Source organism: Leifsonia xyli subsp. cynodontis, assembly GCF_050632205.1.
GTDB lineage: Bacteria > Actinomycetota > Actinomycetes > Actinomycetales > Microbacteriaceae > Leifsonia > Leifsonia xyli_D.
Genome location: NZ_CP192578.1, coordinates 2,384,958 through 2,404,553, shown reverse-complemented (window position 1 = coordinate 2,404,553; position 19,596 = coordinate 2,384,958). Strand labels below are relative to the sequence as shown.

Annotated in this window: 22 protein-coding genes; 15 read left to right on the top strand and 7 right to left on the bottom strand. The window is 68.0% G+C overall.

From position 1 onward, the window contains the following. Positions 1-6: 6 nt before the first annotated feature. Together ACQ86M_RS11910 and ACQ86M_RS11905 are read left to right on the top strand one after the other, a co-directional pair. Complete coding sequence (locus tag ACQ86M_RS11910) at positions 7-747, top strand: SDR family oxidoreductase (protein ID WP_431245606.1); 741 nt, start codon at positions 7-9, stop codon at positions 745-747. Positions 748-750: 3 nt separating this feature from the next. Continuing rightward, positions 751-891: a hypothetical protein gene (locus ACQ86M_RS11905; RefSeq protein WP_431245605.1), complete on the top strand. Its 141-nt coding sequence runs from the start codon at positions 751-753 to the stop codon at positions 889-891. Between the two features lie 273 nt (positions 892-1,164). Here the strand turns inward: ACQ86M_RS11905 and ACQ86M_RS11900 are convergent, their stop codons facing one another. After that, positions 1,165-2,049, bottom strand: a complete 885-nt coding sequence (locus tag ACQ86M_RS11900) for a LysR family transcriptional regulator (protein ID WP_431245604.1) — start codon at positions 2,047-2,049, stop codon at positions 1,165-1,167. 116 nt (positions 2,050-2,165) lie between these two features. On the opposite strand from ACQ86M_RS11900, the gene ACQ86M_RS11895 reads away from it, so the two are divergent. The 3 genes from ACQ86M_RS11895 to ACQ86M_RS11885 all read left to right on the top strand — a co-directional run bounded on the left by ACQ86M_RS11895 (position 2,166) and on the right by ACQ86M_RS11885 (position 5,035). Continuing rightward, the gene (locus ACQ86M_RS11895) at positions 2,166-2,885 is read left to right on the top strand and encodes an SDR family oxidoreductase (RefSeq protein WP_431245603.1); all 720 of its coding nucleotides are present in this window, start codon (positions 2,166-2,168) and stop codon (positions 2,883-2,885) included. Positions 2,886-2,905: 20 nt separating this feature from the next. Further along, positions 2,906-3,565, top strand: a complete 660-nt coding sequence (locus ACQ86M_RS11890; protein ID WP_431245602.1) for an alpha/beta hydrolase — start codon at positions 2,906-2,908, stop codon at positions 3,563-3,565. A gap of 216 nt (positions 3,566-3,781) precedes the next feature. Further along, entirely contained in the window at positions 3,782-5,035 is a 1,254-nt protein-coding gene (locus ACQ86M_RS11885) for an FAD-binding protein (RefSeq protein WP_431245601.1), read from the top strand. A 68-nt stretch (positions 5,036-5,103) separates the two neighbouring features. Here ACQ86M_RS11885 and ACQ86M_RS11880 read toward each other — a convergent pair whose 3' ends face one another. The 6 genes from ACQ86M_RS11880 to ACQ86M_RS11855 all read right to left on the bottom strand — a co-directional run bounded on the left by ACQ86M_RS11880 (position 5,104) and on the right by ACQ86M_RS11855 (position 9,815). After that, entirely contained in the window at positions 5,104-6,099 is a 996-nt protein-coding gene (locus ACQ86M_RS11880) for a LacI family DNA-binding transcriptional regulator (RefSeq protein ID WP_431218862.1), read from the bottom strand. Positions 6,100-6,251: 152 nt separating this feature from the next. Continuing rightward, entirely contained in the window at positions 6,252-7,232 is a 981-nt protein-coding gene (locus ACQ86M_RS11875) for an NAD-dependent epimerase/dehydratase family protein (protein ID WP_431245600.1), read from the bottom strand. 51 nt (positions 7,233-7,283) lie between these two features. Continuing rightward, positions 7,284-8,021 (bottom strand): SDR family NAD(P)-dependent oxidoreductase, encoded by a 738-nt coding sequence (locus ACQ86M_RS11870; RefSeq protein WP_431245599.1) that lies wholly within the window; start codon positions 8,019-8,021, stop codon positions 7,284-7,286. Between the two features lie 41 nt (positions 8,022-8,062). Continuing rightward, positions 8,063-8,785 (bottom strand): SDR family oxidoreductase, encoded by a 723-nt coding sequence (locus ACQ86M_RS11865; RefSeq protein ID WP_431245598.1) that lies wholly within the window; start codon positions 8,783-8,785, stop codon positions 8,063-8,065. Further along, positions 8,782-9,300, bottom strand: coding sequence for a substrate-binding domain-containing protein (locus ACQ86M_RS11860; protein WP_431245597.1), 519 nt, complete (start codon positions 9,298-9,300; stop codon positions 8,782-8,784). The genes ACQ86M_RS11865 and ACQ86M_RS11860 overlap by 4 nt, the downstream gene beginning before the upstream one ends. Positions 9,301-9,332: 32 nt before the next feature. Then, positions 9,333-9,815, bottom strand: coding sequence for a LacI family DNA-binding transcriptional regulator (locus ACQ86M_RS11855; protein WP_431245596.1), 483 nt, complete (start codon positions 9,813-9,815; stop codon positions 9,333-9,335). 97 nt (positions 9,816-9,912) lie between these two features. Here ACQ86M_RS11855 and ACQ86M_RS11850 point away from each other — a divergent pair, with 97 nt between their 5' ends. The 10 genes from ACQ86M_RS11850 (at position 9,913) to ACQ86M_RS11805 (ending at position 19,585) form a co-directional block, all read left to right on the top strand. Continuing rightward, complete coding sequence (locus tag ACQ86M_RS11850; protein WP_431245595.1) at positions 9,913-10,677, top strand: sugar phosphate isomerase/epimerase family protein; 765 nt, start codon at positions 9,913-9,915, stop codon at positions 10,675-10,677. Positions 10,678-10,741: 64 nt separating this feature from the next. Beyond that, positions 10,742-11,752: a Gfo/Idh/MocA family protein gene (locus ACQ86M_RS11845; protein ID WP_431245594.1), complete on the top strand. Its 1,011-nt coding sequence runs from the start codon at positions 10,742-10,744 to the stop codon at positions 11,750-11,752. Positions 11,753-11,820: 68 nt separating this feature from the next. Continuing rightward, positions 11,821-13,092 (top strand): extracellular solute-binding protein, encoded by a 1,272-nt coding sequence (locus tag ACQ86M_RS11840; protein WP_431218854.1) that lies wholly within the window; start codon positions 11,821-11,823, stop codon positions 13,090-13,092. Then, entirely contained in the window at positions 13,089-14,048 is a 960-nt protein-coding gene (locus ACQ86M_RS11835; RefSeq protein WP_431218853.1) for a carbohydrate ABC transporter permease, read from the top strand. The genes ACQ86M_RS11840 and ACQ86M_RS11835 overlap by 4 nt, the downstream gene beginning before the upstream one ends. Further along, complete coding sequence (locus ACQ86M_RS11830) at positions 14,041-14,910, top strand: carbohydrate ABC transporter permease (RefSeq protein ID WP_431218852.1); 870 nt, start codon at positions 14,041-14,043, stop codon at positions 14,908-14,910. The genes ACQ86M_RS11835 and ACQ86M_RS11830 overlap by 8 nt, the downstream gene beginning before the upstream one ends. Before the next feature lie 20 nt (positions 14,911-14,930). Continuing rightward, positions 14,931-15,584, top strand: a complete 654-nt coding sequence (locus ACQ86M_RS11825) for an alpha-L-fucosidase (protein WP_431245593.1) — start codon at positions 14,931-14,933, stop codon at positions 15,582-15,584. After that, on the top strand, positions 15,581-16,480 hold the full coding sequence (locus ACQ86M_RS11820; RefSeq protein ID WP_431245592.1) for an alpha-L-fucosidase: 900 nt from the start codon (positions 15,581-15,583) through the stop codon (positions 16,478-16,480). The genes ACQ86M_RS11825 and ACQ86M_RS11820 overlap by 4 nt, the downstream gene beginning before the upstream one ends. Before the next feature lie 67 nt (positions 16,481-16,547). Next, positions 16,548-18,098 (top strand): alpha-L-fucosidase, encoded by a 1,551-nt coding sequence (locus ACQ86M_RS11815; protein WP_431245591.1) that lies wholly within the window; start codon positions 16,548-16,550, stop codon positions 18,096-18,098. A 21-nt stretch (positions 18,099-18,119) separates the two neighbouring features. Beyond that, positions 18,120-19,175, top strand: a complete 1,056-nt coding sequence (locus tag ACQ86M_RS11810; RefSeq protein WP_431245590.1) for an aldo/keto reductase — start codon at positions 18,120-18,122, stop codon at positions 19,173-19,175. After that, positions 19,172-19,585: an RbsD/FucU family protein gene (locus tag ACQ86M_RS11805; protein WP_431245589.1), complete on the top strand. Its 414-nt coding sequence runs from the start codon at positions 19,172-19,174 to the stop codon at positions 19,583-19,585. Before ACQ86M_RS11810 ends, ACQ86M_RS11805 begins: the two co-directional genes overlap by 4 nt. Positions 19,586-19,596: the final 11 nt, after the last annotated feature.

Here is a 19,596-nt window from a genome sequence, read left to right as displayed (position 1 = left end):
AGCATGATGTCTGATTCACAGTCCTCGCGGGTCGCTCTGGTGACGGGCGGCTCGGGAGGTATCGGCACGGCGACCTCGAAACGGCTGGCAGAGGCGGGTATGGCGGTCGCAGTCCATTACGCAGGCAACCGGTCGCGGGCGGATGCCGTCGTCTCCTCGATCGCAGACGCTGGGGGACGCGCGATCGCCGTCACCGGGGATGTCGCGGACGAGGCGGCGATGAGTGACGCGTTCGACACGGTGGAGGCGGAGTTCGGCGGTGTGGATGTGGTGGTCAACACAGCGGGCATCATGCTGCTCGGCCCGCTGGTGCAGTTCAGCCTCGAGGACCTCGACCGGATGCACCGTGTGAACATCCGGGGCACATTCGTGGTGAGCCAGCAGGCGGTGCGCCGGGTGCGGGCGGGTGGGGCGATCATCAACTTCTCCACATCCGTGTCCAAGCTGCAGTTCCCCGGGTATTCCGCGTACGCGGCGAGCAAGGGGGCGGTGAACGCGATGACGCTCATCCTGGCTCGCGAGATGCGGGGCAAGGATGTGACAGTGAACGCCGTCGCACCCGGGCCGACCGCGACCGACCTCTTCCTCGACGGAAAGAGCGACAACGAGATCGACAACCTCGCGAAGGTGTCCCCGCTGGAACGTCTCGGCACCCCGGAGGACATGGCCGAGACGGTCGCCTTCCTCGCCGGCCGCGGCCGCTGGATCAACGGCCAGATCGTCTACGTCAACGGTGGGGCGATCTGAGCCATGTCGAACTACAGCGTGATCATCACCGGTGCAGGCTCCGGATTCGGGGCGCTCACCGCGCGCGCCCTCGACGACCAGGGTCACACCGTCTACGCGGGCATGCGCGAGACCGCCGGACGCAACCGCCCTCGACGGGGCTAGTCACCCTTGTATTGATCGGCGCCGGCAGCTGGTCGCGGCGTCGATCCGGACGGCGATGGGCGACAGCGGCCGCTCGCCTCAGACCGCGGCGCCATGACGGCGCCGTGACAGGACGGGAGGGCACGATCATCGGCGGGCCCTCACCATTCGAGCCTCCCCGCGCACGCCGGCTGTGGGCGCGGGGACGGCGGAGCGGTGTGCTTGGGGGATTCCTCTCGCTGGTGGCGTGCAGTCCCCGAGCACTCTCCGCTTCCGATACGCCCGTCCTGCGGATCAGTTCTCGCCGAGGTCGTGCTTGGCGTCGCACGCGGTGGCGATGAAGGCCTCGATGAGGCGCGACCGCCTGCTGCTCTCCCAGCCGAGGAGCACGTCGGTCGGCGGCAGGTCGGACACCGGGACGAAGGTGACATCGGCCCGGCGGTAGAAGCGGGCGGTCGAGAGGGGCAGGATGGCGATTCCGCTGCCCACGGCAACGAGTTCCAGTTTCTCTTCGACGGTCCGGCTTGGCGAGCGCCCGGGACCGCGTCGGCGTCGCATCTCGGCGGCGATGGCCGCCCACTCCGGTACGGCGGCCGGATCCTGGAGGAGATGCTCGTCGGCGATGTCGGCCATCGTCACGTCGGGTACAGCCGCCAGCTCGTGGTCGGTCGGCAGCATGACCACGCGTGGCTCGGAGAACAGCAGCTCGGTCGTCAGCCCTGCGGCCTCGAACGGCCGTCTCAGGTAGCTGACGTCGGCGCGGCCATCGTGGAGCACCCGCACCTGGTCGTCCCAGCTCGTGCGCATGACGTGCACCGTCACGTCCGGGTGTACGTGCTGGAACGCGCGTATGGCCGCCGTGATCGTCAGGCCGGGCATGAAGCCGACGGTGAACTCGGACTCGCCCCGCGCAGCGGTCGCGACCCGGCGCCGGGCTGCCGCGGCGGAGGCGAGGAGCGCATCAGCCTCCTCATACAGCAGCCGGCCTTCGTCGGTGAGTTCGGTTCCACGGGTGTCGCGCACGAACAGCCGCACTCCCAGCTCCGTCTCGAACGCTCGGATCTGCCGGGAGAGCACGGGTTGCGCGATCATCAGCACCTCCGCGGCGCGGCCGAAGTTGAGCTCTTCGGCGACGGCGACGAAGTATCGCAACTTCCGCAGGTCCACGTCAGGGTTCACAGCACCAGCATCGCACATCCGTTGATACCCGTTAGGTGTCAACGAGCACGCAAAAGGTCTTGGACGGCGGCACCGCGTGGGAGGCATGCTCGATGCGGCTCAACGGAAGGAACCCTATGTCTCTCAACGGAAAACGCGTCGTCATCATCGGTGGAACCTCCGGAATCGGCCTCGCGACGGCGCACGCTGCGCTCGACGCCGGCGCAGAGGTCGTCATCGCATCCAGTCGTCAGGCGAGCATCGATGCGGCGCTCGGCGAGCTGTCCGCCGGCACCACCGGGAGGACTCTCGACGTCCTCGATCCTGCCGACGTCCGGGCTTTCTTCGCCGAGGTCGGCGCGTTCGATCACCTTGCCTACACCGCGGGGGAGCCCCTCCGCCTCCTCCCCGTGGAGGGACTCGACCTCGACCAGGCGCGCGCATTCTTCCAGGTGCGATTCTTCGGCGCGCTGAGCGCGGTCAGCGCCGCGGCACAGTGCATCCGACCGGGCGGGTCGATCACCCTCACCTCCGGTTCGGCCCGCACTCGGCCGGGTGCCGGGTGGGCCGTCGCGTCCAGCCTCTGCGGGGCGACCACGAGCCTCGCAGGCGCCCTCGCGGTCGAACTCGCCCCCATCCGCGTGAACGTGGTCGAGCCCGGCATCGTCCGGAGCCCGCTCTGGAGCGGCATGAGCGCCGAGGACCAGCAGGCGATGTACCAGCAACAGGCCGACGCCCTACCGGCAGGCCGCGTCGGCGAGGTTCACGACATCGCCCACGCATTCCTGTATTCGATGACCCAGTCCTTCATGACCGGCACGTCCATCCCGGTGGACGGCGGAGCGCTCCTGGTCTGATGATGAGCTCGAATCGCACGGTGAACTACCCGCCTCTCGACCCCGACACGGTGTTGTGGTCGCACAACCCGGCCGACCCGGGCTCCGATCTGCTGATCATGATGCACGGCTGGAGCTACGATGAACGGCACCTGTTCGCCCTCCGCTCCCGCCTTCCGCAGGAGCTCACGGTCGCCTCGCTGCGCGCCCCGATCGCGGAGGCGGGCGGTTACGCCTGGTTCCCGACCTCCGGGAACCCGATCGGGAATCCGCGCCCCGAGGTCGCCAACGCGGCCGTGGACGCCGTGCTGGCCTGGTACGACGAGCTCCCGCGATTCCGCTCGGTCGGCGTCATGGGGTTTTCGCAGGGCGGGGCGATGGCCCTCCAGCTGATGCGCCGGCGCCCGGGCGAGTTCGCCTATGGCGTCCAGCTCGGTGGATTCGTCGTGGACGATGCCCAGCCCGGCGATCGGCGCCTCGCACTCAGCCGGCCTCCTGTGTATTGGGGTCGTGGAGCGTACGACTCGGTCATCCCGCGGTCTGCGGTCCTGCGCACGGCGGAGTTCGGCGCGACGTATCTCTCGGTCGACGAGCGGGTCTACAGCGACCTCGGACACGATGTCGCAGGCCAGGAGGTGCGCGACCTCAGCGCCTTCGTGGCGGACATGGTCGACCGCGCGCGGACGTCCGCAGAGGGCTGACCGTCGGCGTGGTGACAGGACGGGAGGGCACCGGGCCTTCCCCGTCCGGGTCGCCGTGTTCAGACGACCCCTGCGATCCCAGTGTTTTCACGGGATCCGGGGGTTTTCGCGCTCGTGGGATTCAACGTTCGACTACGCCCGGCTGCGGGATGTGTACGTTCACATCTCTAGACTGGATGCCGCGGAGCTGCCCGCCGACGAAGGAAGGAAGCCGAAGTGAGCGACAAGAACTGGGCTGGGAACTACCAGTACCACGCGCCCATCCTGCGCCCTCGCAGCCTCGACGAGCTGCGCGAGATCGTCGAGAGCGTGCCGAAGATCCGTGCGCTCGGCAGCAGGCACTCGTTCAACGATCTCGCCGACACCGACGCCGACGGCGTCCTCGTGAGCACGGCCGATCTTCCGTCCGATATCCGCATAGACGCAGAATCGCGCACGGTGACCGTAGGCGGAGGCGTCCGCTACGGCGATCTCACCCGCGATCTTCAGGAGGCCGGGTGGGCGTTGCACAACCTCGCCTCTCTTCCGCACATCTCAGTGGCCGGCGCCGTCGCCACCGCAACTCATGGATCGGGCGACGGCAATGGCAACCTCTCCACGGCGGTCGCCGGCATGCGCATCCTGACCGCCTCCGGTGAGTTCGTGCATTTCGCGCGTGGGGATTTCGATCTGGCGGGCGCCGCCGTCTCGCTCGGCGCCCTCGGCGTGGTGACGGAGCTTACCCTCGATGTTCGGCCGACCTTCGACGTCCGGCAGCGGCTCTTCGGCGGCGTGCCGTGGGGCGCCGTGCTCGACGACTTCGATGCCGTCACCTCGTCCGCCTACAGCGTCTCACTCTTCACGACGTGGGACGAGGACGCCGTTTCCCTGGCTTGGCTGAAAGAGATAGACGGTGCGGACACGGCGATCGGCGACGACTTCTTCGGCGCCTCAGCGCTCACCGAGCCCCGTCACATGATCCCGACGATGGACGCCCGCAACACCACGCAACAGCTGGGCGTCGTCGGTCCGTGGAGCGAGCGGCTCGCGCACTTCCGGTTCGAGTTCACGCCCTCGAACGGCGAAGAGATCCAGTCCGAGTATCTGGTGCCGCGGGCGCACGCAGTGGACGCCATCCGCGCGGTCCGCGAACTCGCTCCCGTAATCGCCCCCGTGCTCCAGATCAGCGAGATCCGCACCGTCGAGGCAGACGAGCTCTGGCTGTCCAGCGCATACGGAGCCGATGTGGTCGGGCTCCACTTCACCTGGCTGCGCGACCAGGAGGGGGTAGAGGCGGTGCTGCCGGCTCTGGAGGCTGCGCTGCTGCCCCTCGGTGCGCGCCCGCATTGGGGCAAGCTGTACCTCGACCGAGACGGGGTCGTCCCGGGCCTCTATCCGAGACTCGGCGACTTCCGCGCCCTCGCCGAGCGACTCGACCCGAAGGGCGTCTTCCGGAATACCTTTCTCACACGACTCCTCGGCGGTCTCTGACCGATCGGAGCGGGCCGCGGGCTGCGGGCCGCGGTTCCGCTCACGGCAGCGCTGTCCGGCAGGCCGAGTCAGTCGTCGAGGCGGGTCACAGAGGCCCCCGGAATCAGGTGCGCGTCGAGGTATTCGATTGTCGGCGCCGGGCGATCGCCAGGCGACTCGATGTGGTCGGCGATCAAGCGAGCGGCGTGCTTGGCGATCTTGCGGGTCGGTTGCACGATGACTGTCAGTTTCGGCACGAGCGCCTGGGCGAGCTCCCGGCTGTCGAACCCGACGACCGAGATGTCTCGGCCGATACGAAGCCCGGAATCGTTCACCGCGGTCACGGCGCCGAGGGTGAGTTCGTAGTTGGCCGTGAAGAGCCCCGTGGGCCGCGGCCATTGCGCGAGGAGTTCCTGAGCGGCACGGTAGCCTGCGTCGATCGTCAGCGGCACGAGACGCTCCAGGGCCGGGTCTACCGGGACTCCGCCGGAGGCCAACGCGCGCTCGAACCCCTCGGTGCGCAGACGCATCGAGGAGATGATCGGTTCACCGCCGATGAATCCGATGCGACGGTGGCCGTGATCGAGGAGGTGCCGGGCGCCGAGGGCTCCCGCCGCCGCATTGTCGAGAAAGACACCGTCGGCGTAGAGGTCGTCGATGTACCAGTCGACCATCACGACCGGAACGCGCGAGGCGGCGGCGCGCAATGCGGGCACATCGTGCGGAGAGGTGACCGCGACGATTCCGTCCACCATGCGGTCCATCAGCAGGTTGACGGGGTCGTCGCTGGCATCGGGGCTGGCTGCCACAATGACGCTGATCCCGCGCGGGCGGAGGGCTTCTTCGACACCGGCGACGATCGTCAGGTGGAAGTCGTTGTCGAGTGCCGGCAGCAGCACCCCGACCGTCCGTGACCGTCGCGAACGCAACATCCGAGCGTGCTGATTGGGTCGGAAGTCGAGCTCGCGGGCCGCCGACTCGATTGCTTCGCGGTTCGCTTCCAGAACGTTTCGCCCGTTGTAATACTTGGATATCGTGGCGAGCGAGAGTCCGGTGGCCCGCTGGATATCCTTGTAGGTCGTCACAGCCCCTCTTCCCTAGTCGTGCCGCTCGCAGTCCTACGGTTACCGTTGTCTGGTAGTCGTGTCTGCTAGTCGCGTCCGCTCAGCATAATCCAGCGCTAGCGCGGCGCGAATCGTTTCGGGCCCCGTGCGTCCGTATACCGAATCCCCGCCGCTCAACCGAATCGGACGGGCGGAACGCCTTCGCCGAGACGGCCGGCCTGCCGGAGCCATTCCACGGACTCCGCCGCGGCCGCAAGCGAAGAGTGCGCGGGGGCGTAGCCCAGCAGCCGGCGCCCCTTCTCGATGCTCATCGAATGGCTGCGGGCCACATGCTGATAGGCGGAGTCACGGTGCTCCTCGGGAAGCGAGGCCGCGAACTCCTCGAACGGCACGAAACGCAGCCTGGCTTCGAGCCCGAACCACCGGGCCGCGGCCTCGGCGAATCCGCGCAGCGTCAGGGCCCGCTCCGAGACGGCGTGGAACGCCTCCCCGTTCGCCTCGTTCGGGTGTTCCAGGCAAAGCCGGATGAGCTGTGCGACGTCTTCCGCGTGCACGTGATGCACGGTCTCGAGCCCGAATCCCGGCAGCAGGAGCTCCCGCCCGCTCGCCAGGGTCCGCCAGACGTCGAGGTCGACGGTGCCCTGCGGGGTGACGATGGGCCAGCCCGGGCCGGAGATGTGACCCGGGTGCACAATCGCCACCGGGAGGCCGTCCTCGTTTCGGGACTCGGCCAGCAGCAGACGCTCGATCGCTTCCTTCCGGGTGCCGTACTCACCCCAGGGCCGCTTGACGGCGTCCTCGGGAGCAGGAACCTCGGTGAGGGTGCCGTGGGTCCAGATCGTGCCGACGTGCACCAGCTGACGCGCCCGTCCGCGGAGGGCTTCGGCAAGCTGCCGGGCGGACTCCGGGGTGAAGCAGATCAGGTCCACCACCGCGTCTGCTCCGAGCTCTGCGACGCGGGAGCCGAAGATGCCAGCGTCATCCTCACCCTCGCGGTCGGCGATCACGCGTTCGACGCTCTCCCAGGCCGGGTCCTCGCGATACGGAGCCGACCTGCCGCGCGTGATCGCGACCACGTCGTGCCCGTCCGCCACGAGACGCGGCACCAGGTAGCCACCGACGTGGCCTGTTGCTCCGATGACGACGATGCGCATGTCTGTTCTCTTTCCCGTAGAGGTTGAATGGCGACGCGGAGATCGCTCCGCTCAATGGAACGCGGCAGCGCCATTGACCGCGACCACCGTTCCCGATGCGAAGCCACCTGCCTCCGACGCGAGGTATACCGTCGTCGCGGCGACGTCGGCGGGTGTGCCGGCTCGTCGAAGTGGTGTGGCGGCTATGGTCGCGCGCTGGTCGGCTTCCGGGGTGAAGCGCTCATGGAACGGCGTCTCGAGGATCAGCCCCGGGGCTACCGCGGAGACGGCGATCCCGCGCGGCCCCAGCTCCTTCGCGAGAGCACGGGTGAGGCCCTCGACACCCGCCTTGGCCGCGGCATACGCGGCGGCTCCCTGGCCGCCGCCGTTGTGGGCCGCCAGCGAGGAGATGTTCACGATGCGGCCGCCCTCGCCCATCAGCGGCAGGGCAGCGCGCACGACGTAGAAGACGCTCGAAAGGTTCAGTTCGATGACGTGCTGCCAATGGGCGTCATCGGCCGCATCCACCGTCCGGCGTGCGACGAGGCCTCCGGCATTGTTGACCAGCACGTCGATGCGGCCTCCGAGAGCCTCCCCGATCCGCGCCACTGTCCTCGTCACCGCTGCGCTGTCGGTGACATCCATCCGCTCGGCGATGACCCGATCGGCCACATGCTCGGGAACGGGCGAGGCATTCGTCGTGATCGCGACGCGGTCGCCCGCGCTCAGGAACGCCTCGGCGATGCCGAGCCCTATGCCGGTCGCACCTCCCGTGATCAGGACGTTTCGTACGGTGGAAGGTGCGGTCATGGAGATCTCCGTCTCGGTCGGAACTGGGGACGCGGGTTCGTTCAACGGGCGGTCGGCCGCATGACGACTTCGCTGACGGTCGCCCGAGCGGGCAGCCGGATGACGGCAAGGCACATATCGGCGACGTCCTCGGGGCGCAGCGCTCCCGCCAGCTCCGCGGGCGAGGGCGGCGTCGGGCGGTGGCGGATGAAGCCGGTATCGATGAGGCCCGGGGAGATCGTCGTGACCCGTACCCCGTCTTCTCCGGCTTCGAGCGCCGTGGCGCGCGCGAGTGCGGCCAGACCCGCTTTGCTGGCCTGGTAGGCGGCCCCCGACATGTCAGGGACAAGAGCAGCGACGGAGGAGATGTGGATGAGGAGCCCGCTCCCGCGAGCGCGGAAGCCGGGAAGCACTGCCCGGGTCAGCAAGAAGGCCGCGGTGAGGTTGCTGTCCAGCACAGAACGCCAGCCGGCCTCGTCCAGCTCGTCGAGGCGACGGGCTTTGAGGTTCACGCCGACCGCGTTCACCACGACGTCGATACCGCCCGCGTCGCGCCGCAGCGCCGCGACAGCGGTGTCGACCTCCGCCGCCGAGGTCGCATCGGCGACCGCGACGTGCGATGCCCCGCCGCCCTCGGCCACCTCCGCTCGCACGGCGTCGAGGCTGTTCCGATCGCGTCCGAGCAGCAGGACGGTCGCGCCTTCCGACGCCGCAGCCAGCGCGACGGCGCGGCCGACTCCACCGGCGGCGCCCGCGATGAGCACTCTGGCTCCGGATGCGGTCATGCGATTCTCCGTTCGGTCGAGGCGCGCACCACGAGCGTCGGCGGGAAGACGAGCGAGGTCCTCGGCTCGCCGGCACCGGCCCCGTCCACGGTGAGCCGGACGACCGCCTCGGCCATCTCTCGCAAGGGCTGCTGGACCGAGGTCAGGGCGGGCGAGATGAGGCGCGCGATCGGGGTGTCGTCGAACCCGACGACGGCGAACTCGGCGATATCGCGGCCCGCATCCCGAATGGTGGCGGATGCGCTCAGAGCGACCATGTCGTTGACGGCGACCAAGGCGGTGGGCTGGTCGTCGAGCGCCAGCAGGGCGTGTACCGCCGTGCGGGCCAGCGGGCCGCTGTCCGCGTCGCCGAGGTCGGACGAACGGGGCACGAGTGCCTCATCGAGCGGGATGCCGTTCTCCGCGAGCGCCCGGCCGTAGCCGGCGAAGCGGCGCTGCCGGCTGATGGTGCGCATCGCCCCGGATACGAAGGCGATGCGCCGATGACCTTGCTCGATGAGGTGCTGCGTGGCCATCCACGCGCCGGCTTCGTTGTCGATGCTGACGTTCAGCAGTTCCGGGGGTCGGTCTCCTGGTGCTCGCGGTCGAACGCGATGATCTGAACGCCGGCGTCCATGGCGGGCCGCAGGTGCTCGAGCGACGGGAGCGAGGTGGAGAGCACGATGTGCTCGATGCCGTCGGCCCAGAGCTGCTCCACGTAGGCGCGCTCGCGCTCCGGATCGCGCTCGGTGTTGCAGAGGTAGATCTGCCGTCCGTGCGCATGGAACGCCGCCTCGAGGTGGGCCGCCCACGATCCCCAGAACGGGTTGGCCACGGAGGGGACGATGAGCCCCAGCGTCGGGTTCGGGGCACCGCGCAATTGCCGGGCCACCCGGCTCGGCCGGTAGGAGAGGGACTCCATGGCCTCGAGTACGCGGCGGCGCGTCTCCGGCTGCATGAGGTGCTCGCGGGCGTTGAGCAGGTTCGAGACAGTGGAGGGCGAGACTCCGGCGGCCTGAGCAACATCCCTGATGGTCGCGATCGCTCTCACCTCCCCTGGTTGACCTCTAACGGCTGACTGTATCGTTGCACTGATTACTGTATCGTTGCACAAACTTTCCCGACGTGATTGAGCTGAGGAGTCCGCCATGCCGCACCCAGATCCCACGACGACGTGGAGTGTCTTCACCAAACCGTGGCGAGAGCCACCCATCCCTGCTCTCGGCGAGCTGGTGGCGGACATGGGCTTCGATGCCGTCGAACTCCCGGTGCGGCCGGGCTACCAGGTGACGCCGGAGGACGTGGCGACCGCCCTGCCGGCCGCCGTGCGTGAACTCGCACGAGCCGGGATAGCGGTCGCCAGCATCGCCTCGGGCACGGACGAAGCGACGTTCGCGGCCTGCGCGGAAGCCGGCGTGCCGTTCATCCGGATCATGGTGCCCATCGGGTCCGACGGTTACACCGCAACCGGCGCGGCGATCCGCCGGACTCTCGCCGGCCTCTCCGACCGGGCCGAACGCCACGGAGTCCGCGTCGCGATCCAGCCGCACTACGACGACTACATCGCCGACTCCTCGGAGCTCGCAGCGCTCCTCCACGACGTCGATCACCGATTCGTCGCCGCGATCTGGGACGCGGCGCACGACGCCCTCGCGCGCAAGCGGCCCGAGCACGGCCTCGAACTCCTCTGGCCCTGGCTCGGCATCGTCAACCTCAAGAGCGCGTATTACGAGCGAGTCGACGACCCGGCATCGCCGGAGGCGGACCCCTCTGGGAACCGGTCTTCACCGACGCCCGCAGCGGCATGGCGGAATGGAGCCGCGCGATCCGCTACCTCGTCGCGCGTGAGTTCGCCGGCCCGATCTGCCTCACGGCGGAATACACCGACGAGAGCGACCTCGTCGCCAAGGTGACGCGGGATCTCGAATACGCACGAAGCCTTCGAGCCGCTGCTCAGGGCGTCGCCGGAGTGGTCCGATGAGTGCTGCGGAGCGCGGGCCGGTGCGCGTCGCCGTGATCGGCGCGGGGCAGATGGCCAACCTGGTCCACTATCCGTCGTTGACGTCATTGCCCGACGTGCAGATCGTCGGCATCTGCGATCTCTCGCCGGAGCGCCTCCGGCAGACCGGCGAGCGGTGGGGCGTCGCCGCACTGTTCAGCGACTGGTCGGAGATGATCGACGAAACGCATCCTGAGGCCGTGTACGTCATCGGGCCACCCGAGCTCATGTTCGGTATCTGGTGCGCGTGCCTCGTTCGCGGGCTCGACCTCTTCGTCGAGAAGCCGCTCGGCCTGACCGTCCATCAGGCCCGCACGCTCGCTCGCCTCGCCGACGAGAACGGCTGCGTCACGCAGGTCGGTTTCCAGCGGCGCTCGTCTCCGCTGCTGGAGCGCATGGTCCGCCGGGTTCGCGAGCGCAGCCAGGTGGTCCATGCGGTGTGCCGGTTCTACAAGAATGATCCGACCCCGATGGTGTCGGCGCGCGACCGGATGATGGACGACGGCGTTCATGTGATCGATACCCTCCGGCACCTCTGCGGTGGCGAGGTGATCGCGGTGTCGGATGTGACGCGACGGGTGAGGGTCGACGACATCAACGTGATCGCGGCGACGCTCGAGTTCGACACCGGCGCAGTCGGTGTGATGATCGCGAACTGGACGAGCGGCCGGAGGACCTTCGGTGTGGAAGTCCACGGCGAAGGGATCATGGCGGAGGGCGACCTGGAGGTCGGTGGAACCGTCTGGGATGCCGATGGGCAGGAGGGCCTGGATGCCGCTGAGGTGGCGGGTTCGCCGGACCTCCACGTACGCGGAGGCTTCCGCGCCAAGAGCGCCGAATTCATCGAAGCGGTGCGTACCCGTCGTCTGCCATCGTCGCATTTCGGCGATGCGCTGAAAACGATGACGGTCGCCGAGACCATCCTCGCGCACGATCTGCTGAGAGAGACGAATCGCACGAAACGTTTAGTGCTGGACGAAAACTATTGACTTCGCAGTGCCTGCACTCCTACCATCACTGGAGTCGTAACGTTTCGCTCTAACTCAAGGAGGAGTTCATGAAGTCACGGTGGAATAACACGAGGGGGCCCGGACGCGTCGGCATCTCCGTCGTGGTCGCCGGAGTGCTCGCCCTCGGCCTCGCCGCATGTTCGGGAGGCGGAGGCGGAACGTCGGGCCTCGACGGCAACACCCTCAAGATGTACACGTGGATCGGCGGAAAGGCCGACAAGCAGCAGTGGAGCGACTACATCGCGGGAGGCAAGCACGCCGACCCGAAGATGGCGGTGAGCTTCTCCGGGCCGCCCATCGGCGACTATTACACCAAGCTGCCGACCGTGATGAAGAGCAGCAGCGCGCCGTGCCTGGTCACTTTCCAGAACGGACGCGTGGGCCAGTACGTGCAGGGGCTGGAGCCGCTGGACGACCTGGCGAAGAAGAACAAGCTCGACCTGTCGGCGTACAGCTCGGCGATGCTCGAGCAGCTCAGCGTGAACGGCAAGCTGTACTCCATCCCGTTCAACGCCGGGCCCACCGTGGTTCTCTATAACAAGAAGATGTTCAAGGACGCCGGCGTGGCAGAACCCAGCAACAGCTGGACGACCGACGACTTCATCGCGGCAGCGAAGGCGACCACGAGGAACGGCGTCTACGGCTTCGCGATCCCGCAGGGCTCGAACCCCATCAGCACGCTCATGGCGGCCGATGGCCACCCCTGGGCGGACAAGAACGGGCCGAAGCTGGACGACCCGAACTTCCGTGAGGCGCTGCAGCTGCTCGTCGACCTGTCGAACAAGTACAAGGTCGCGAAGCCGCTGGAGGCAGCCGCCGGCGGCACGTTCCCGGACATCGACGCGTTCAACACCGGGCAGTCGGCCATGGAGATGCAGGGACTGTGGGATCTGCAGCACGCGCAGCAGAGCCTCGGCAAGGACAACGTCGGCATCGCCGTGATCCCGAGCAAGAGCGGCACCTCGAAGGGGTTCATCGGCGGATCGGGCTTCGGCATCACGAAGACCTGTGGCGACAAGCAGAAGGCGTTCAAAGCCATCGAGGCGATGACGAGTAAGAGCGGGTTGGAGTTCGTGACGAAGTCGCAGGCTTCCGTGCCGGCGCGGCTCGACGCGCTGGATGCCTGGTCCAAGAACGTCGGATCGCCCGAGTTCACCGCGGTCATCAAGCAGATGACCGGTGACGCGACGCCGTCGCCTGTTCCTTCGAACCAGGCTCAGATCGACACCCTTCTGACGCAGTACGAGGTGAACGCCTTCTCGGGCAAGAACACGGTCGCCGAGGTGCTGCAGCAGGTGAAGGCCGGCCTCGGGCAATGACGTTCGTGCGTCTGGACCGTGCGGAGGAAGAGGTCTCCGAGGGGTCCGTCGCCCAACCGGAGCGCCCGAGGGGCCGGCTTCGCCGCCGGCTCCTCGGGGGCCCCCGCTGGGTGGGGTGGGCCTTCGTGCTGCCCGGGCTCGTCGGCCTGGCAGTATTCATCGTCATCCCGCAGCTCGCCTCGCTGATCTTGGGATTCACCGACTCGACCCTGCTGGGAGGCATCCAGTTCACCGGCACCGAGAACTACGCCCGGCTGCTGCGCGACCCCCAGTTCCTCAACAGCGTCATGGTGACGGCGATCTTCGTGCTCGTCTATGTCCCGGCGAATATCGCGATCTCGATGGCGATGGCGCTGTGGCTGAAGACGCGCATCGCGGGCCGCAACTGGCTCCGAGTGATCTTCCTGATCCCGGCGCTGTCACCGATGGTGGCGAACGCCGCGGTCTTCCGTCTGCTGTTCCAGAAGGACGGCGCCGTCAACCAGGCGCTGGCAGGGATCGGGCTGGGCCCCATCCCGTGGCTCAGCGACGGGAACTGGGCGTTGGCCGTGGTGATCGGCGTCTCGCTCTGGCAGTCGTTCGGGTACAACATGATCGTGCTCGGTGCCGGCATCGACTCGATCAGCCCCGATGTCATCGCTGCGTCGCGGATCGATGGGGCGGGCCGGTTCCGCCGCTTCTTCTCGATCACGCTGCCCCTGGTCAGCCCTGCGCTGTTCTTCACCACGGTGCTGACCGTGATCGGCGCCTGGCAGACCTTCGCTCAGGCCTACGTGATCACGGGCGGCGGCCCGGGCAACAGCACGATGACGATCATGCTGTACCTCTATCAGACCGCATTCACGAACAACCAGCTCGGCTATGCGTCGGCCATCGCCACCGTGCTGTTCGTGATCATCGCAATCTTCACGCTGTTCCAACTCTGGGGGCAGAGGAAGTGGGTCCACTATGACTGAGCACCAGCTACCGGCCTCGGGTCCGCGCTGGCGTCGCCGGGGACGGACCGTCGGGGTCGCCGCCAACACCACCGCGGCGTGGCTCTTCGCGCTCGTGTTCTCCTTCCCGCTGATCTGGACCCTCTTCACCGCGCTGAAGCCGGCGAACGAGGTGTTCGCAGCGCAGATCACCTTCATCGGTTCGAAGGTCCTCTGGTCGAACTTCGTGGACGCGTGGACCGAAGTCGACTTCGGGCGCCTCCTCCTGAACAGCTTGGTGGTAGCCGCCATCTCGACCGTGCTGACCCTGATCGTCGCGACTCTGACGGCCTTCGCGTTCGCGCGGCTGCGGTTCCCGGGGCGGAGCGCCGTCTTCCTGCTGTTCGTCATTACGCTGACCCTGCCGAGCGAGGTCGCCGTCGTGCCGCTGTTCCTCGGGTTCGACCAGGCGGGGCTGGCCGACACCTGGGTGGCCCTGATCCTGCCCGGCTTGTTCGGAGCCTTCGGAGCGTTCCTGCTCCGGCAGTTCATGCTCCAGATCCCGGCGGAGCTGGAGGAGGCGGCCCGGCTCGACGGTGCGTCCACCTGGCGCATCCTGATCAGCGTCATCGTTCCGCTCGTGCGGCCCGCCCTGTCGGTGCTGGCGATCTTCGCCTTCCTCGGCAGCTGGAACAGCTTCCTCTGGCCCCTGATCATCCTCAACAGCTCGGAGAAGTGGACCATCCCCATCGGCATCGCGGGATTCACGACCCAGACCGGCACGCAGTGGCAGCTGCTGATGGCGGCGTGCGTGATGACGATCGCCCCTGTGGTGGTCGTCGTCGCCTTCGCCCAGAGACAACTGGTGGCCGCGATCGGCGCGGGCGCCTTCGGCGGCCGTTGAGCCGCCACGGACGGAGACACGTGAACCTCGAACCCCTCGACCCCTCGACCCTGCCGGCGCCTGTCGACGTGTCGGACAACCGTCCGGCGCTCGCGATGGTCGACGCCGTCATCGAAGCCGGGCCGTACGACGCCACCTGGGACTCGCTGTCCCGCTATCGCGCGCCGCAGTGGTACCGCGACGCCAAGTTCGGCATCTTCCTGCATTGGGGTGCCTTCTCGGTGCCGGCGTTCGGGAACGAGTGGTACCCGCGCACCATGTATCGTCGCGGCACGCCCGCGTTCGAGCATCATGTCGAGACGTACGGTCCGCACGACCGTTTCGGCTACAAGGATTTCCTCCCGCACTTCCGGATGGAGCGGTACGACCCGCAGGAGTGGGTAGCGCTGTTCAAGCGGGCGGGCGCGCAGTTCGTCGTGCCGGTCGCCGAGCATCACGACGGGTACGCGATGTACGACACGGCGCGTTCGCGTTGGAAGGTGACGGAGGTGGGCCCGCAGCGCGACGTGATGGGAGACCTGCTGGCGGCTGTCGACCAGGCCTGGCTGATCTCCGGCGCGTCCACCCACCGGGCGGAGCACTGGTTCTTCATGAACGGGGAGCGGAGTTCGACTCCGACGTCCGCGATCCGGCGTACGCCGACCTGTACGGCCCGGCGCTCCGCAAGGAGATGAATCCCACTGAGCGCTTCCTGGAGGACTGGCTGCTCCGGACTGTCGAGATCATCGACTCCTACCGGCCGCAGATCCTCTACTTCGACACCGGAATCGAGGAGCCCTCGTTCGAGCCCTACATCCGCCGACTCGCCGCGTACTACTACAACCGGGCGGCGGAGTGGGGGCGCGAGGTCGTCATCAACTACAAGTGGGAGTCGTTCGCGCCGGGTTCGGCGGTGCTCGACATCGAGCGCGGCACCATGGGCGGTATCCGGCCCGACGTCTGGCAGAACGATACGTCGGTGTCGCGGACATCGTGGAGCTGGGTGGAGGGGCACGACTACAAGGACGCCTCCGAGCTCATCCAGGAGCTCGTCGACGTGGTCGCGAAGAACGGGAACCTGCTGCTCAACATCGGCCCCCGCCCGGACGGGACGATCCCCGAAGAGGAAGCCGCGCTGCTGGAGGCCGTGGGCGACTGGCTGGCCGCGCACGGCGAGGCGATCTACGGCTCCAGTCCCTGGGTCGTGTTCGGTGAGGGACCGACGGCTCCCGCAGCCGGCTCGTTCACCGACGCCGCCGCTCCGGTGTACTCGGCGGAGGACCTCCGTTTCACCAGGATGACGGAGGTCGGCCACGACTACGTCTACGCGATAGGGATGGTGCGGCCGGAGGACGGCCGGATGCGCATCCGGAGCTTCGGGTCGGGCAGCCGGTTCCTCGACCGCCCCATCGTCGACGTCCGCGTCCTCGGCTCGAGCGAACGGCCCGAGTGGAGCCTCACCGGCGACCACCTGGAGGTAGCGCTGCCCGCCTCCGAGACCACCGGAGACGGCGGCGCCGTGGTGCGGATCGAGCTGGCGCCGGAGGCCGCGGAGACGCGCATCGACTTCTTCCACGGCCTGAACATCTGACGGCGATGAACGGAGAACCACACATGACAGCGATCGACAGGGTGCCGACCCGCACCGACAGCGACACATGAATCTCGAACCGCTCGACCCCTCGACGCTGCCGGCGCCTGTCGACGTGTCGGACAACCGTCCGGCGCTCGCGATGGTCGACGCCGTCATCGCCGCGGGGCCGTACGATGCCACCTGGGAGTCGCTTTCCCGCTACCGGCCTCCGCAGTGGTACCGGGACGCGAAGTTCGGGATTTCGCTGCACTGGGGGGCGTTCTCGGTGCCGGCGTTCGGGAACGAGTGGTACCCGCGCACCATGTACCGGCGCGGGACGCCCACTTTCGAGCACCACCTCGAGACGTACGGTCCGCACGATCGATTCGGCTACAAGGATTTCCTCCCGCACTTCCGCATGGAGCGGTACGACCCGGAGCAGTGGGTTGCGCTCTTCAAGCGTGCAGGTGCTCAGTTCGTCGTGCCGGTCGCCGAGCACCACGACGGGTACGCGATGTACGACACCGCGCGTTCGCGCTGGAAGGTCACCCAAGTGGGTCCCGAGCGTGACGTGATGGGAGACCTCCTGGCAGCGGTCGACCGAGCGTGGCTGATCACCGGCGCGTCCACCCACCGGGCCGAGCACTGGTTCTACATGAACGGCGGCCAAGAGTTCGACTCCGATGTGCGCGATCCGGCGTACGCCGACCTGTACGGGCCGGCGCTGCGAAAGGAGATGAATCCCACTGAGCGGTTCCTGGAGGACTGGCTGCTCCGGACTGTCGAGATCATCGACTCCTACCGGCCCCAGATCCTTTCCTTCGACACCGGGATCGAAGAGCCGTCGTTCGAGCCCTACATCCGCCGGGTCGCCGCGTACTACTACAACCGCGCGGCGGAGTGGGGGCGCGACGTCGTCATCAACTACAAGTGGGACTCCTTCGCGCCCGGCTCGGCGATGCTGGACATCGAGCGAGGCACAATGTCCGGTATCCGGCCTGATGCCTGGCGGAACGGTACGTCGGTGTCGCGGACCTCGTGGGGCTGGGTGGAAGATCACGATCACAAGAGCCCCTCGGAGCTGATCCAGGAGCTCATCGATGTCGTGTCGAAGAACGGGAACCTGCTGCTCAACGTCGGCCCCCGTCCCGACGGGACGATCCCCGAGTCGGAGGTCGTCCTGCTGGAGGCGATCGGCGACTGGCTGGCCGTGCACGGGGAGGCGATCTACGGCTCGAGTCCGTGGGTCGTGTTCGGCGAGGGGCCGACGGCTCCCGCAGCCGGCTCGTTCACCGACGAAGCGGCACCCGTCTACACCCCGGAGGACATCCGCTTCACGAGAATGACCGAGGTCGGCCACGACTACGTGTACGCGATCGGGCTGGTCCGGCCCGAGGACGGGCGCATGCGCATCCGGAGTTTCGGGTCGGACAGCCGGTTCCTCGACCGCGCGATCGTCGGCGTGCGGGTCCTGGGCTCGCCGGAGCAGCCCGAGTGGACCCGCACGGGAGAGCACCTGGAGGTTGCGCTGCCCGCCTCCGAGACCACCGGAGACGGCGGCGCCGTGGTGCGGATCGAGCTGGCGCCGGAGGCCGCGGAGACGCGCATCGACTTCTTCCACGGCCTGAACATCTGACATCGAAAACGGAGAACACACATGACCAAGATCGACACCGTGCCCACCCGCCGTCTCGCGAGCGGGGCCGTGATGCCCGCGATCGGTGTCGGGACATTCGGATCCGACCACTACGGGCCGGACGAGGTGGCCGCTGCCGTGGCCGGTGCTATCCGGGCCGGGTACCGTCTGATCGACTGCGCCTCCGTGTACGGCAACGAGGCACAGGTCGGCGTGGTCCTCGAGGACGCGATCGCCGGGGGCGTGCCCCGGGACGAGCTGTTCGTCATGTCGAAGGTGTGGAACGACGCGCACGAGCCGGAGGCAGCGGTCGCCTCCGTGCGCCGGTCGCTGCGCGATCTGCGTCTGGACGTTCTTGACGCGGTGTTCGTGCACTGGCCGTTCCCGAACCACCACGCACCGTTCGCCGATGCGGCCGACCGCGACCCGGACGCGCGCCCGTACATTCACGAGGAGTACATGGCGCTGTGGCACGCGCTCGAGGGCCTCGTCGACGAGGGGGTCGTGCGGCACCTCGGCACCTCGAACGTCACCATCCCGAAGCTGACGGCGATCCTCGCCGATGCGCGGATCGCACCGGCGCTGAACGAGATGGAACTGCACCCGTGCTTCCAGCAGCCCGAGCTCTTCCGGTTCTGCCTCGATCACGGGATCCAGCCGGTTGGGTACTCACCTCTGGGCTCGCCGTCTCGGCCTGAGCGCGACCGCGTCGTCTCGGACGTCTCGGACATGGAGCACCCCGTCGTGGTCTCGATCGCCCGCGCGCACGGGGCGCATCCGGCGTCGATCTGCCTGAAGTGGGCCGTTCAGCGCGGACAGATCCCGATCCCGTTCTCGGTGAAGGAGTCGCAGTTGGTCGCCAACCTGCGGGCGGTGGTCGAGGATCCGCTGACTCCCGCCGAACTCGAGGAACTGCGCTCGGCGGAACAGAACAGCCGCCTCATCAAGGGTCAGGTGTTCCTGTGGCCGGGGGCCGGCAGCTGGCTCGATCTGTGGGATGTCGACGGCACGATCCCCGGCTGGGACGGCTACGCCGCCGATAGCGAAGGCCACGCAGCAGTGGAGGTGCACGCATGATCACCGGGCCGCTCATCCATCCTCCGCTCCTGGAGGCGCTCGCCTCGTCGGGGCACGGCTCCGGCGTGCTGATCGCCGACGGGAATTACCCCTATCTGACCGCCATCGGACCGGGGGTGCGCCTGATCCATCTCAATCTGCGTCCCGGCCTGCTCGATGTCGCCTCGGTGCTCGATGCCGTGCTCACGGTCGTCAACGTCGAATCGGCGACCGTCATGCAGACCCCGGACGGGGTGTCCGCCCCGGCGCAGGACGACTACGCGCGCAGGTTGGGCAGCGACGTGTCCCTGGAGAAAGTCGACCGTTTCGCGTTCTACGACCGGGTGCGCTCACCGGACGTCGGCGTCGTCATCGCCACGGGGGACGAACGCCTGTACGGCAACCTGCTGCTCACGATCGGTCTGCGGTGACAGCATGACCG

Bases quoted from the DNA above. Each gene is read 5' to 3' on its own strand.
- ACQ86M_RS11910 (WP_431245606.1), top strand. From the start codon at position 7: ATGTCTGATTCACAGTCCTCGCGGGTCGCTCTGGTGACGGGCGGCTCG.
- ACQ86M_RS11905 (WP_431245605.1), top strand. From the start codon at position 751: ATGTCGAACTACAGCGTGATCATCACCGGTGCAGGCTCCGGATTCGGG.
- ACQ86M_RS11895 (WP_431245603.1), top strand. From the start codon at position 2,166: ATGTCTCTCAACGGAAAACGCGTCGTCATCATCGGTGGAACCTCCGGA.
- ACQ86M_RS11875 (WP_431245600.1), bottom strand. From the start codon at position 7,232: ATGCGCATCGTCGTCATCGGAGCAACAGGCCACGTCGGTGGCTACCTG.
- ACQ86M_RS11870 (WP_431245599.1), bottom strand. From the start codon at position 8,021: ATGACCGCACCTTCCACCGTACGAAACGTCCTGATCACGGGAGGTGCG.
- ACQ86M_RS11865 (WP_431245598.1), bottom strand. From the start codon at position 8,785: ATGACCGCATCCGGAGCCAGAGTGCTCATCGCGGGCGCCGCCGGTGGA.
- ACQ86M_RS11860 (WP_431245597.1), bottom strand. From the start codon at position 9,300: ATGGCCACGCAGCACCTCATCGAGCAAGGTCATCGGCGCATCGCCTTC.
- ACQ86M_RS11850 (WP_431245595.1), top strand. From the start codon at position 9,913: ATGCCGCACCCAGATCCCACGACGACGTGGAGTGTCTTCACCAAACCG.
- ACQ86M_RS11845 (WP_431245594.1), top strand. From the start codon at position 10,742: ATGAGTGCTGCGGAGCGCGGGCCGGTGCGCGTCGCCGTGATCGGCGCG.
- ACQ86M_RS11840 (WP_431218854.1), top strand. From the start codon at position 11,821: ATGAAGTCACGGTGGAATAACACGAGGGGGCCCGGACGCGTCGGCATC.
- ACQ86M_RS11835 (WP_431218853.1), top strand. From the start codon at position 13,089: ATGACGTTCGTGCGTCTGGACCGTGCGGAGGAAGAGGTCTCCGAGGGG.
- ACQ86M_RS11830 (WP_431218852.1), top strand. From the start codon at position 14,041: ATGACTGAGCACCAGCTACCGGCCTCGGGTCCGCGCTGGCGTCGCCGG.
- ACQ86M_RS11820 (WP_431245592.1), top strand. From the start codon at position 15,581: ATGAATCCCACTGAGCGCTTCCTGGAGGACTGGCTGCTCCGGACTGTC.
- ACQ86M_RS11815 (WP_431245591.1), top strand. From the start codon at position 16,548: ATGAATCTCGAACCGCTCGACCCCTCGACGCTGCCGGCGCCTGTCGAC.
- ACQ86M_RS11810 (WP_431245590.1), top strand. From the start codon at position 18,120: ATGACCAAGATCGACACCGTGCCCACCCGCCGTCTCGCGAGCGGGGCC.
- ACQ86M_RS11805 (WP_431245589.1), top strand. From the start codon at position 19,172: ATGATCACCGGGCCGCTCATCCATCCTCCGCTCCTGGAGGCGCTCGCC.